The sequence below is a fragment of the Variovorax sp. PDC80 genome (assembly GCF_900115375.1).
Lineage (GTDB): Bacteria > Pseudomonadota > Gammaproteobacteria > Burkholderiales > Burkholderiaceae_C > Variovorax.
In genome coordinates, this window is the sequence record NZ_FOWG01000018.1 from 133771 (window position 1) to 146217 (window position 12447).

General features: G+C 70.9%; 11 protein-coding genes. 7 read left to right on the forward strand and 4 right to left on the reverse strand.

Translation table 11 applies throughout. The features are described from left to right. Position 1: 1 nt before the first annotated feature. Positions 2-955 (reverse strand): 16S rRNA (cytidine(1402)-2'-O)-methyltransferase, encoded by a 954-nt coding sequence (gene rsmI, locus BM109_RS36770; protein WP_093354378.1) that lies wholly within the window; start codon positions 953-955, stop codon positions 2-4. Positions 956-1009: 54 nt separating this feature from the next. Here rsmI and BM109_RS36775 point away from each other — a divergent pair, with 54 nt between their 5' ends. The 4 genes from BM109_RS36775 to BM109_RS36790 all read left to right on the forward strand — a co-directional run bounded on the left by BM109_RS36775 (position 1010) and on the right by BM109_RS36790 (position 6112). Continuing rightward, positions 1010-1393 carry a YraN family protein gene (locus BM109_RS36775; protein ID WP_093354381.1) on the forward strand — a complete coding sequence of 128 codons (384 nt, stop codon included), beginning with the start codon at positions 1010-1012 and terminating at the stop codon, positions 1391-1393. A gap of 81 nt (positions 1394-1474) precedes the next feature. After that, complete coding sequence (locus BM109_RS36780; protein ID WP_057594006.1) at positions 1475-2119, forward strand: SIS domain-containing protein; 645 nt, start codon at positions 1475-1477, stop codon at positions 2117-2119. 179 nt (positions 2120-2298) lie between these two features. Then, the gene (locus BM109_RS36785) at positions 2299-5118 is read left to right on the forward strand and encodes a CehA/McbA family metallohydrolase (RefSeq protein WP_093354383.1); all 2820 of its coding nucleotides are present in this window, start codon (positions 2299-2301) and stop codon (positions 5116-5118) included. A 199-nt stretch (positions 5119-5317) separates the two neighbouring features. Further along, positions 5318-6112 (forward strand): BON domain-containing protein, encoded by a 795-nt coding sequence (locus BM109_RS36790; RefSeq protein ID WP_256223022.1) that lies wholly within the window; start codon positions 5318-5320, stop codon positions 6110-6112. A gap of 72 nt (positions 6113-6184) precedes the next feature. Here the strand turns inward: BM109_RS36790 and BM109_RS36795 are convergent, their stop codons facing one another. Continuing rightward, entirely contained in the window at positions 6185-7093 is a 909-nt protein-coding gene (locus tag BM109_RS36795; protein ID WP_093354386.1) for an NAD(P)-dependent oxidoreductase, read from the reverse strand. A 104-nt stretch (positions 7094-7197) separates the two neighbouring features. On the opposite strand from BM109_RS36795, the gene BM109_RS36800 reads away from it, so the two are divergent. Then, entirely contained in the window at positions 7198-7683 is a 486-nt protein-coding gene (locus tag BM109_RS36800; RefSeq protein WP_093354388.1) for a MerR family transcriptional regulator, read from the forward strand. Further along, positions 7680-9230, forward strand: coding sequence for an MFS transporter (locus BM109_RS36805; protein ID WP_093354391.1), 1551 nt, complete (start codon positions 7680-7682; stop codon positions 9228-9230). Before BM109_RS36800 ends, BM109_RS36805 begins: the two co-directional genes overlap by 4 nt. 146 nt (positions 9231-9376) lie before the next feature. Here BM109_RS36805 and BM109_RS36810 read toward each other — a convergent pair whose 3' ends face one another. Next, positions 9377-10513 carry a PilT/PilU family type 4a pilus ATPase gene (locus BM109_RS36810; protein WP_057594011.1) on the reverse strand — a complete coding sequence of 379 codons (1137 nt, stop codon included), beginning with the start codon at positions 10511-10513 and terminating at the stop codon, positions 9377-9379. A 136-nt stretch (positions 10514-10649) separates the two neighbouring features. Next, positions 10650-11693: a type IV pilus twitching motility protein PilT gene (locus tag BM109_RS36815; protein WP_093354394.1), complete on the reverse strand. Its 1044-nt coding sequence runs from the start codon at positions 11691-11693 to the stop codon at positions 10650-10652. A gap of 51 nt (positions 11694-11744) precedes the next feature. On the opposite strand from BM109_RS36815, the gene BM109_RS36820 reads away from it, so the two are divergent. Then, the gene (locus BM109_RS36820; RefSeq protein ID WP_093354396.1) at positions 11745-12446 is read left to right on the forward strand and encodes a YggS family pyridoxal phosphate-dependent enzyme; all 702 of its coding nucleotides are present in this window, start codon (positions 11745-11747) and stop codon (positions 12444-12446) included. Position 12447: the final 1 nt, after the last annotated feature.

Below are 12447 nucleotides of genomic sequence, written 5' to 3' on the forward strand. Positions count from 1 at the left end.
CCTAGTCGGCGTCTTCGTCCGACGCGTTGCGGATCCGCAGCGCCGCGTCGTAGAGCGTGTTGCGCGGCGCGCCCGTGATCTCGGCCGCGAGCTTCACGGCGGTCTTCACCGGCAGCTCGGCCAGCAGCAGGCGCAGCACGCGCTCGCCCTCGGCGCCATCGTCGGCTGCCACCGCCACCGGGTGCAGCACCAGCGCGAACTCGCCGCGCGTGCGGTCGCGCTCGGCCGCGAACCAGCCGGGCAGGGCACTGGCCGCCAGCGTCGCGATCTCCTCGAACTGCTTGGTGAGCTCGCGGCCCACGGTGACGCGGCGCTCGCCGAGCACGGCCAGCGCGCGCGCCAGCGGCTCGATGCGGTGCGGGGCCTCGAGCAGCACCACGGCGCGCGGTTCTTGCGCGAGCGCCTGCACGGCGCTGTCGCGCTCGCCGGCCTTGCTCGGCAGGAAGCCCGCGAACACGAAGGCGCTGCTCGCGCTGTCGCCACCGCCATCGGACACCAGCCCGGCCGCGCCGACCAGCGTGGTGACGCTGCTGGCGCCCGGCAGCGGCAGCGCGCGCAGGCCGGCGGCATGCACCGCGGCCACCAGCCGCGCGCCGGGGTCGCTCACGCCCGGCGTGCCGGCGTCGCTGACGTAGGCGATGCGCTCGCCCTGCGCGAGCCGCGCGACCACGGCCTGCGCGGCCTCGGCCTCGTTGTGCTGGTGCAGCGCGAGCAATTGCGCGCCGGGGCGGTCGATGCCGTAGGCGCGCAGCAGGCTCTGGGTGTGGCGCGTGTCCTCGCAGGCGACGGCGTCGACCAGTTGCAGCACGTGCAGCGCGCGCAGCGTGATGTCGGCCAGGTTGCCGATCGGCGTGGCGACCACGTAGAGGGTGCCCTGCGGATAATGCTGCGCACCGGCGGCGTCGCGCGCGGCCCCGAGGGCGGCACCGAAAGAGGCGGGTGCGAGTGAGGCCAAGCGCTTTTCTCCGAGGGACGTCGACACAAGAACAAACGGGAACAGGGAGCGGTCATGAAGACCACGACGACGGCGTCGGCCGTCACGACCAAGGGCCGCGGCGACGCGGCCGAGGACGCCGCACTGGCGCACCTGGAGCGCGCGGGGCTGCAGCTGGTCGCGCGCAATTATCGGACGCCGGGCCGCGGCGGCGGCGAGATCGACCTGATCATGCGCGATCCGCGCGACCGCACGCTGGTGTTCGTCGAGGTGCGCCAGCGCAGTTCCACCGGCCATGGCGGCGCGGCCGGCAGCATCACGGCGGCCAAGCAGCGGCGCATCGTGTTCGCGGCGCGCCACTATCTCGCCCGCCTGCGCGAGCCGCCGCCGTGCCGCTTCGACGTGGTGCTGGTCGAGGAGCGCATCACGTGGTTGCGCGCGGCTTTCGACGCGGGCTGAGCGGCGCGCGATGCGCGAAGGTGTAGGGCGGATCACAGCGCGGGGTCTTTCGCTGCATCCCCGCAGTTATCATCCCGCCCCATGCTCGAGCAACGGATTCAGCAGCACTTCATCGACAGCGCCGACCTCAAGTACCAGGCCGGCCCGATTCTGAGCAAACCCATTTCGCAGGCGATGCAGGCGATCCTGGCGTGCGTGACCAGCGGCGGCAAGGTGCTGGCCTGCGGGTCGGGCGTGTCGGGCCTGCTGGCCACGCAGTTCGCGTCGCAGTTCGTCGGCCGCTTCGAGCGCGAGCGGCCCGAGCTCGCGGCCATCGCATTGCCCGGCGACAGCACCGATCCCGCAGCCGACGGCGCGAATGCCGTCGATGGCGATCGCTTCGCGCGCCAGGTGCGAGCGCTCGGCCAGGCCGGCGACGTGCTGCTCGCGCTCAGCGTCAGCGGCCAGTCGGCCCCGGTGCTCGCGGCGGTGCATGCCGCGCACGAGCGCGACATGACCGTGGTGGCGCTGCTCGGCAATGCCAACGCGGGCGCCTCGGCCGCGCCCGGCACCGGCGGCGTGATCGGCCGCGCGCTGCGCGAGACCGACGTGCAGATCAGCGTGCCGCACGAGCGCGGCGCGCGCATCCACGAGATACACCTGCTCGCGCTGCATTGCCTGTGCGACGGCGTGGACGCGCAACTGCTCGGCGATCCGGACAGCGACGTGCTGTCGCCGTCGAGCTGAACCCTTCACGCACGACGCTCCCCGGCGCGCGGGGTATGCGTTTCGCTGCGCCGGGGTCTGAGTTTTTCTCAGAACGATTTCATAAATATGTTGAACAAAGTTCATGTGATTGACATGGCGGCTTCCTAGCATCGCGGCCGAGCGCGCTCGCTCCTCAACTCTCCGGCGCGCCGCCCCCCATGAAACTCCCGAACTTCCCCTCCCTGCCCGCGGTCCGCGGCAGGCTGTCATCGGCCCCTTCCAGGCGTCGCACACCACGCGCCGCGCTGGCCACCCTGAGCGCCGTCTGCGTGCTGGCACTGAGTGCCTGCGGCGGCGGCAGCGGTGGCGGCGGCTTCTTCGGCTTCGCGCCGCCCTCGGGCGGCGGCCCCGCGCAAGGCGACAACGGCCAGGACGGCGGCACGCAGCCCGCGAGCTTCGCGCTGTCGCTCGCGGTCGAGGGCAGCGGCGACGTCGAATCGCTCGACGCCAGGCTGGCCTGCGGCCCCGGCAGCTGCACCGGCGCCAGCGCCGACTACGCCGAAGGCAGCACCGTCACGCTCAACGCCACGCCCGCGCACGGCTTCGTGTTCGCGGGCTGGCAGGGCACCTCGTGCGAGAGCGGCGACACGCGCTGCGTCGTGACCGTGAAGGCCGCGCAGCGCATCGCCGCGAAGTTCACCCAGGCCGCGCCGTCGATCCCCGCCGGCACCTGGCTCAAGGGCGACACGCACGTGCACGACGACCACTCGTCCGACGGCAGCGCGGCGCGCCAGCTCAACGACGACAAGGGCCCGGGCAACACCGGCATCGCCGACCAGATCGGGCAGGGCACGCGCATGGGCCTGGAGTTCATGCCGCTGACCGACCACCGCACCTACGACCAGCACTACGACTGGAACTGGGAGTCGCCCTCGCTGCTGCTGGTGCGCGGCGAGGAAGCCAACGGCAGCCCGCACGCGACGGTGCAGGGCGGCGTCGATTCGATCGTGCAGGGCGCCGCGCGCGCCGACCGCCAGCCTTTCACGCACCTGCAGCAGTCGATCTGGGACGCGCACAGCCAGGGCGCGAACTGGACCGTGGCGCACCCGAACGACGGCGAGACCAATGCCGACGGCTCGTTCAATGCCTATGCCAACGTGCAGGGCGTGGACCTGGTCGAGACCTGGAACGGCACGCCGAGCCCCGAGACCGTGCTGGCCGACGCCTATGCCGAGAAGCTGTGGAACGCGGGCTTCCGCTTCGGCATCGCGGGCGCGAGCGACAGCCACATGCGCGAGCTGTGGGACGGCGAGGGCACGGTCTATCCGATCTCGAACCCCGGCATGCCGGCCACGCAGCTGCTGTCCAGGGCCTACAACGAGCGCGCCATCGTGCAGGCGCTGCAGCGCGGCCACACCAGCCTCTCGTACGACCCGAACGGCCCCTTCGTCTCGATCGCCACCGACCTGCGCGGCGGCGGCTACACCGCGATCGGCGGCGACGAGGTGTTCGTGCCGGCCGGCACCGCCGGCCACCTGCGCATCGACGTGCGCCGCGCCGCGGGCCTGGACGTGTTCGTCTACCGCGCGCCCGGCAAGAGCGCCGGCCCGCTCAAGAGCTTCAAGCCCAAGACCGATGCCGAGAGCTTCATCGTCGACATCGCTGCCGGCGACAAGCCCGACTGGTACCGCGCCGAGGTGCGCGGCATGAGCACGCCCCAGCCCTGGGCGCCGGTGTCGGTCGACGAGGTCAAGGCCACCGTGTCGCCGATCTTCGTCTCGCCCGCGCCAGTCGAGGCCAAGCCCGCGACGCCGATTCCCGCCGATGCCGGCACCGAGGACGGCGCGCTGCGCGTGGCGGGTGCGCGCGGCGGCTTCGCGGGCTTCCCCGACATCGCGGTCGCCGACGGCGCGCTGCACTTCGTGGCCGAGCTGCATGGCGCCTCGAGCAGCACCGTGGTCTATCGCCAGCGCGATGCCAAGGGCGTGTGGCGCGACGCGGGCCGCACGCTCAGCGGCCAGGGCCAGGCGCGCTTTCCGCGCGTGGCCGCGCGCGGCAACGAGGTCTGGGTGGCCTGGGAGGAAGACGCGGTGCAGGTGCCGCACCGGCCCGAGATCAAGCTGCGGCATTCGGCCGACGGCGGCGCCAACTGGGACGCCACCGTGAACGTGCGCGCGGTCGAGGGACGCGCCGAGCATCCGGCGATCGCGCTGTCGGCCGGCGGCAAGCCCGTGCTCGCATGGCAGGAGATCGCGGCCCATCAGGCCTTCGACATCATGGCGCAGGAGATCGGCACCGACGTTCAGCCGCGCAACCTGTCGGCCGCCGGCAAGGTGACCGATCCGGGCATCGCCAGCGACACGCGCACCCCGCGCTATCCGGCCTCGGTGCTGCCCTCGGTGGCGGTGGCGGCCGACGGCCGCGTCGCCGTGGCCTGGCAGGACGACCGCAGCGACAAGGATCCGCTGTGGACCGGCGCCGCGAGCTACGGCGAGGGCACCACGCCCGACGACTGGCAGGTGCAGGTGCTGGTGCGCGAAGCCGGTGGCGCCTGGGCCGCGAAGCCGGCCGAGATCGGCACCTCGGACCGCGCCGACCGCCATCCGCAGATCGCGTTCGGCGCCAAGGGCGAGCTGGTCGCGGTCTGGGAGAGCAAGGAGCTCGCCGCGAGCGGGCGCAACCTCTCGGTGCGCGCCGCGGTCTCGGGCGACGGCGGCAAGTCCTTCGCGGCGCCGGTGGTGGTCGGCGCCGACGACAAGACCATGAGCGAGCGGCCGCGCCTGGGCGTCGATGCCGACGGCGCGGTGCGCGCGGTCTGGTACGACTCGCGCTCGGCCGACTGGCGCTGGCGCGTGATGACCGCGGTGTTCCGCCCCGACAGCGGCTGGGAGCCCGGCACTCTGCTGATGGCCCGCGGCAACAACACCTGGCCCGTGACCGCGGGCGGCCAGGTGGCGTTCGCCAGCACGCGCAATGCGCAGCGGCTGCAGCGCGATCCGACGCAGCAGGTGTTCCTGCTGTCGCTCGCGAAGCCCTGAGCTGAAGACGAACTGAAGAAGCGGCGGCGGCCGCATCCGGCGCGGGCCGCGGCGTTCCCTCGGGAACTCCGCGGCCGTCTTCATTTCTACCAACAAGCCGTAACGGAGCGGCAAATCCGCTGGGCTAAACTCGCCGCGAACCCGGGCCAGGGCCTAGCGGCAGCGCCCATCTCGCACCTCCATTCCAGGGAAATCACACATGCAGAAGACCGCCTCGACGCCTCGCGCCATGCACCGCCTCGTTCTCGCACTCGCCTCGGGCGCGGCATTGGTCGCGGGCCTCTCGGCCTGCGTGCCGCTGGTGGTCGGCGGCGCGGCGGCGGTGGGCGTGGGCATGGTGGCGACCGACCGCCGCAGCTCGGGCGCCCAGCTCGACGACCAGGGCATCGAGCTGCGCGCCGCGGCCCGCGTGCGCGACATCGCCAACGACCAGATGTACGTCAGCGTGACCAGCTACAACCGCCAGGTGCTCTTGACCGGCGCGGTGGGCAACGAGGCCGACCGCCGCCGCGTCGAGGACGTGGTGCGCGGCGCCGAGAACGTGCGCTCGGTGGTCAACGAACTCACGCTGGGCACGCCCAGCACCTTCCAGGACCGTTCCAACGACCTCTACGTCACCGGCAAGGTCAAGGCCTCGCTGCTCGACGCCAAGGACATCTTCGCCAACTCCTTCAAGGTCGTGACCGAGCGCGGCACGGTCTACCTGATGGGCATCGCCACGCGCCGCGAGACCGACCGCGCGACCGAGGTGGTGCGCAGCGTGACCGGCGTGCAGAAGGTGGTGCGCGTGGTCGAGATCGTGAGCGAGGCCGACCTGACCGGCGCGCAGCGCGGCGGCACCGGTGTTTCCGCGCCCGCGCCCGTGGTGCCGGCCTCGCAGCCGCAGCCCGGCACCTCGTCGCGCGTGCCGCTGCCGCCGATGGAGCCGCTGCCGTCTTCGTCGGCACCGGCGCCCGCGCCGGCCGGTGGCGTGACGACCAGCCCGATCCGCTGAAGTCCTTTCGCCCACCAACGAACAAGGCCCCTCGACGGGGCCTTGTTCGTTTCCGGGGGAGCGGAGGGCTGGCTACTTCAGCCGCGTGATCAGGCTCGAGGTGTCCCAGCGCTGGCCGCCCGACTGCTGCACGTCGGCATAGAACTGGTCGACCAGCGCGGTCACGGGCACGCGCGCGCCGTTGCGCTTGGCCTCGTCGAGCACCAGGCCCAGGTCCTTGCGCATCCAGTCGACCGCGAAGCCGAAGTCGAACTTGCCCGCGATCATGGTCTTGCCGCGGTTGTCCATCTGCCAGCTCTGGGCGGCGCCCTTGCCGATGACCTCGAGCACCGCCTGCATGTCGAGTCCCGCGCGCTGGCCGAAGGCGATGGCCTCCGACAAGCCCTGCACCAGGCCCGCGATCGCGATCTGGTTGACCATCTTCGCGAGCTGGCCCGCGCCGCTCTCGCCGAGCAGCGTGACCGCGCGCGCGAAGGCCGCGGCCACCGGCTTGATGCGATCGAAGGCGGCCGCGTCGCCGCCGCACATCACGGTGAGCGCGCCGTTCTGGGCGCCGGCCTGGCCGCCCGACACCGGTGCGTCGATGAACTGCAGGCCGCGTTCGAGCGCGGCCTTGGAGAGCTCGCGCGCCACGTCGGCCGAGGCGGTCGTGTGGTCGACGAAGACCGCGCCCTTCGCCATGCCGGCGAAGGCGCCGTCGTCGCCGAGCACCACCGAGCGCAGGTCGTCGTCGTTGCCGACGCAGCAGAACACGAGGGTGGCGCCGGCCACCGCTTCGCGCGGCGTGGCCGCATGGCGGCCGGGGGCGCCGAACTCGTCGACCCAGGCCCGGGCCTTGGCTTCGGTGCGGTTGTAGACCGTGACGCTGTGGCCGGCCTTGGCCAGGTGGCCGGCCATCGGCCCGCCCATGACGCCGAGGCCCAGGAAGGCCACCGTCTGCGCGGGAGTGGATTCGTAGGTGCGGGGGTTGATGCTGCTCATGGGCCCGAGCTTAAAGCCATTCGGCGACAGCCTGCACCTCGGAGGACATGGCCGTGCCGGCCTAAACATGTACGTGAACGTACACGTTGGAGTAGAATCGCCCCATGAGCTCCCCGGCCCCCCCGCCCAAGTCCCTCACCGTTCGCGATGCCGCGGCGCAGCTCGGCGTGACGCCGCGCACGCTCAAGTACTACGAGGAACTGGGCATCGTGGTGCCGGTGCGCAGCGAGGGCCGCTACCGGCTCTACGAGCCGGCCGACCTCGAGCGGCTCGCGCGCGTGCTGCGCATGCGCTCGCTGGGCTTCTCGCTCACCACCATCACCGAGATGCTGCGCCAGCCGATGGAGGCGCCGGCCGAAGGCGGCCGGCCGCGGCTGTCGAATGCCTCGCTCAAGTCGCTGCGCGAAACGCTGGGGGCGCAGCTCGCCACGCTCGACACGCGCATGGCCCAGGTGCGCCGCGAGCTCAAGGAAGCCGCGGCCCTGCAGGCCCAGCTGCGCCGCGACCTCGACTACGTCGAACGCCGCCTGGCCGGCGAACCGCTGGAGGAGGCCCTCGCGCAGCGGCGCGCGGAGCGCCCTGCGTCATGACCGCACCGGCCCTCGCCCGGCATCCGCGCGGCCTCTCGGCCGTGGCGTGGATGCCCTGGGCGATCGGGCTGGTCACGGCGGTCGACTACTTCGACAACGCGCTGTTCGCGTTCTTCGCGAGCTACATCGCGGGCGGCGTCAACGCCTCGCCCGACGAACTGGTGTGGGCCTCGAGCGCCTACGCGCTGGGCGCGGTGCTCGGCATCCTGCAGCAGCATGCGTGGATCGAGCGGCTCGGCTACCGCCGCTACCTCGCGCTGTGCATGTTCGCCTTCGCCGCGGGCGGCCTCGGCGCAGCCTGGTCCGACAGTTCCACCCAGCTCGCGCTGGCGCGCGGCGTGCAGGGCTACTTCGTGGGGCCGATGCTCGGCGCCTGCCGCATCCTGATCCAGATCGGCATGCCGGCCGAGCGCCGCGCCAAGGCGCTCAAGGCCTTCATGGTGCTGATCGTCTTCGGCGGCGCGCTGGCGCCGGTGGCCGGTGCCTTCTTGGTCTCGAACTTCGACTGGCGCTGGCTGTTCGGCTGCACCGTGCCGGCGGCGGTGCTGATCGGCCTGCTGGTGCTGTGGGCGCTGCCCGACCTCGGCGACGTCGAGCCGCACGAGCGCACCGCGCCGCACCATGCGCCCTACCTGGTGTTCGCGCTGGCGCAGGCGGCGCTGCAGGTGGTGCTCACGCGCACCCACTTCGAGCTGTTCACCGGTTCGCCCGCGCTCGTGGGGCTGGCGCTGGCCGGCCTCGCGGGGCTCGCGTGGTTCGGCTGGCACCAGTGGCACCATCCCGCGCCGCTGGTGCGGCTGCATGCGCTGCGGCAGCCGGGCTTTCGCGTCGGGCTCGCGCTCTACGTCGTCTACTACTACCTGTCGACCGGCTTCAGCTACCTGCTGCCGCGGCTGATGGAAGGCGGGCTCGGCTTCAGCGTGGGCAACACCGGCTACTTCACGGGCGCGATGTCGCTCGCCACCGGGCTGCTGGTGTTCGTCTACCTGCGCTACTCGGCGCGCCTCGCGCACAAGAAGTGGCTGATCGTCGCGGGCTTCGCGATCGCCGCGCTGGCTTCCGCCTGGCTCGCGCGCGTCACGCCGCAGTCGGGGCGCGAGGCGCTGGTCGGACCGCTGCTGCTGCGCGGCCTGCTGATGCTGTTCGTGGTGCTGCCGGTCGCGAACCTCACCTTCCGGCCCTTCGCGGCCGAGGACTTCGCGCACGGCTACCGGCTCAAGAACCTGGTGCGGCAGCTCGCGATCTCCTTCGCCACCTCGAGCGTGATCGCGCTGCAGCAGCACCGGCTCGCGCTGCACGAAACCCGGCTCGCCGAATCGGCCAACGCCGGCAACGCGGGCTTCATGCAGGCGCTCGAGGGGCTGACGCGGCATTTCGCGGCGCCCGGCCATGCGGCAGGCGAGGCGCATGCGATGGCGCTCGGCACCCTGTGGCGCACGCTCGAGCAGCAGGCCACCTTCATGGCCTCGCTCGACGGCTTCACGGCGATCGCGGTGGTCGCGCTCGCGGCGGGCGTGTTCGCCGCCTGGCAGCGGCAGATCGACTGACCAAAGCGGAAGCGGACAGCCGAACGCAGAGGGCGCGAAGGTCTCGCGAAAGTCGCAGAAGAAGGCAGGAAGAATTCTAAAAATTCTTTTCTGCGACTTCTGCGCTCTTTGGTCTTCCTTCTGCGTTCGGCTGTCCGCTCCCGAATTCAGACGATCGCGAAGTGCTCCGTGCCCGCGGCCAGGTCGGTGCTGCGCGCGCGCTGGCTGTTGAGCTTGATCTGCAGCCGCAGGTCGTTGGCCGAGTCGGCATTGCGCAGCGCATCCTCGAAGCTGATCGCGTGGCCCTCGAACAGGTCGAACAGCGCCTGGTCGAAGGTCTGCATGCCGAGGTTGCGGCTCTTCTTCATGATCTCCTTGATCTCGCCGACCTCGCCCTTGAAGATCAGGTCGGAGATCAGCGGCGTGTTCAGCAGGATCTCGACCGCCGCCACGCGGCCCAGGCCGTCCTCGGTCGGCACCAGGCGCTGCGAGACCAGCGAGCGCAGGTTCAGCGACAGGTCCATCAGGAGCTGCGCGCGGCGTTCCTCGGGGAAGAAGTTGATGATCCGGTCGAGCGCCTGGTTGGCGCTGTTGGCGTGCAGCGTGGCCATGCAGAGGTGGCCGGTCTCGGCGAAGGCCACCGCGTGCTCCATGGTCTCGCGGTCGCGGATCTCGCCCATCAGGATCACGTCGGGCGCCTGGCGCAGCGTGTTCTTGAGCGCCGCCTCCCAGCTGTCGGTGTCGATGCCCACCTCGCGCTGCGTCACCACGCAGTTCTTGTGCGGATGCACGAACTCCACCGGGTCCTCCACCGTGACGATGTGGCCGAAGGAGTTCTCGTTGCGCCAGTCGATCATCGCGGCCAGCGTGGTCGACTTGCCCGAGCCGGTGGCGCCCACCAGGATGCACAGGCCGCGCTTGGTCATCGACACGTCCTTGAGCACCTGCGGCATGCCCAGGTCGTCGATGGTCGGCAGCTTGGCCGGGATGGTCCGCAGCACCATGCCGACCTTGCCCTGCTGCACGAAGGCGTTGACGCGGAAGCGGCCGATGCCGGTCGGCGAGATCGCGAAGTTGCACTCCTTGGTGCGCTCGAACTCGGCCGTCTGGCGGTCGTTCATCACCGAGCGCGTGAGCGCCAGCGTGTGCTGCGCGCCCAGCGCCTGCTGCGAGACCTTGGTGACCTTGCCGTCGACCTTGATCGCGGGCGGGAAGTCGGCCGTGATGAACAGGTCGCTGCCGTTGCGGCTCACCATGAGCTTGAGCAGGTCGTTGATGAACTGGCTGGCTTGATCGCGTTCCATGAGAGCTCTCCTTGATCTGTTTAGGTTGAACGCGTTGGCGGCCGACCGCCGGGCCGCCCCAAGGCGGCCGCGCCTCCCCCTTGGGGGGTGGAGTTACACGCAGCGAAGCGAAGTGAAAAGCCGGGGGGCCTCATGACTAGCCGGGGAAGTTTTCGGGGATCTTGGCCTTGCTGCGGGCTTCCGCGGCGGAGATCGTATTGCGCCGCACCAGGTCCGTGAGGTTCTGGTCCAGCGTCTGCATGCCCTGGCCCTGGCCGGTCTGGATGGTGGAGTACATCTGCGCCACCTTGGCCTCGCGGATCAGGTTGCGGATGGCCGGCGTGCCCAGCATGATCTCGTGCGCCGCCACGCGGCCCAGACCGTCCTTGGTCTTGCACAGGGTCTGCGAGATCACCGCCTGCAGCGACTCCGACAGCATGGCGCGGATCATCTCCTTCTCCTCGCCCGGGAACACGTCGATGATCCGGTCGATGGTCTTGGCGGCCGACGAGGTGTGCAGCGTGCCGAACACCAGGTGGCCGGTCTCGGCCGCGGTCATCGCGAGGCGGATGGTCTCGAGGTCGCGCATTTCGCCGACCAGGATCGCGTCGGGGTCCTCGCGCAGCGCCGAGCGCAGCGCATTCGCGAACGACAGCGTCATCGGCCCGACCTCGCGCTGGTTGATCAGGCACTTCTTCGACTCGTGCACGAACTCGATCGGGTCCTCGACCGTGAGGATGTGGCCGTACTCGTTCTCGTTGAGATAGTTGACCATCGCGGCCAGCGTGGTCGACTTGCCCGAGCCCGTGGGGCCGGTCACCAGCACCAGGCCGCGCGGCTTGAGCGCGAGTTCGCCGAAAATCTTGGGCGCATTCAGCTGCTCGAGCGTGAGGATCTTCGAGGGGATGGTCCGGAACACCGCGGCCGCCCCGCGCGCCTGGTTGAAGGCGTTGACCCGGAAGCGCGCCAGGCCGTCGATCTCGAACGAGAAGTCGACCTCCAGGAACTCTTCGTAGTGCTTGCGATGGGTGTCGCTCATGATGTCGTAGACCATGGCGTGCACCGCCTTGTGGTCCAGCGCATCGACATTGATGCGGCGCACATCGCCGTGAACGCGGATCATCGGCGGCAGGCCGGCCGACAGATGCAGGTCGGAAGCCTTGTTCTTGACGCTGAACGCGAGCAGTTGGGTGATGTCCACGGGGCTCCTCGATCGGGTTTCGGTGACGTTTTGATACGAATTTGGACGATTATGACGATGATTGGCGACGACCTCCAGCACGTGCGGCAGCGGATCGCGAAGGCCTGCGCCGACGCCGGCCGCGACCCCGGCGCGGTGCGGCTGCTGGCGGTATCGAAGACCTTCGGGCCCGAGGCGGTGCGCGAGGCGCAGGCGGCCGGCCAGTCGGCCTTCGGCGAGAACTACGTGCAGGAAGGCCTGGACAAGATCGCCGCGCTGGCCGACCTGCGCGCCGGCCTCGAGTGGCACTGCATCGGCCCCCTGCAGAGCAACAAGACGCGGCCCGTGGCCGAGCAGTTCGACTGGGTGCACAGCATCGACCGGCTCAAGATCGCCGAGCGGCTCTCGGCCCAGCGCCCGGCTCATCTGCCGCCGCTGCAGGTCTGCCTGCAGGTCAACGTCGACGGCGGCGCCAACAAGTCCGGCGTGACGCCCGAGGAGGCGCTGCCGCTGGCGCGCGCTGTGGCGGCGTTGCCACAGCTGGTGCTGCGCGGGCTCATGGCGATCCCCGAACCGGCGCCCGATTTCGAGGCCCAGCGCGCGCTGTTCCTGCGCGCGAAGGCGCTATTCGATGAAATCCGCGGCGCCGGCATCGCGCTCGACACCCTGTCGCTGGGCATGAGCGCCGACCTCGAGGCGGCGGTCAGCGCGGGCAGCACGATGGTGCGCATCGGCACTGCGATCTTCGGCGGCCGCCCGCGGAAGGCGGCCTGAG

Coding starts and splice junctions, on each gene's coding strand:
- BM109_RS36775 (WP_093354381.1), top strand. CDS start 1,010: ATGAAGACCACGACGACGGCGTCGGCCGTCACGACCAAGGGCCGCGGC.
- BM109_RS36780 (WP_057594006.1), top strand. CDS start 1,475: ATGCTCGAGCAACGGATTCAGCAGCACTTCATCGACAGCGCCGACCTC.
- BM109_RS36785 (WP_093354383.1), top strand. CDS start 2,299: ATGAAACTCCCGAACTTCCCCTCCCTGCCCGCGGTCCGCGGCAGGCTG.
- BM109_RS36790 (WP_256223022.1), top strand. CDS start 5,318: ATGCAGAAGACCGCCTCGACGCCTCGCGCCATGCACCGCCTCGTTCTC.
- BM109_RS36795 (WP_093354386.1), bottom strand. CDS start 7,093: ATGAGCAGCATCAACCCCCGCACCTACGAATCCACTCCCGCGCAGACG.
- BM109_RS36800 (WP_093354388.1), top strand. CDS start 7,198: ATGAGCTCCCCGGCCCCCCCGCCCAAGTCCCTCACCGTTCGCGATGCC.
- BM109_RS36805 (WP_093354391.1), top strand. CDS start 7,680: ATGACCGCACCGGCCCTCGCCCGGCATCCGCGCGGCCTCTCGGCCGTG.
- BM109_RS36810 (WP_057594011.1), bottom strand. CDS start 10,513: ATGGAACGCGATCAAGCCAGCCAGTTCATCAACGACCTGCTCAAGCTC.
- BM109_RS36820 (WP_093354396.1), top strand. CDS start 11,745: ATGACGATGATTGGCGACGACCTCCAGCACGTGCGGCAGCGGATCGCG.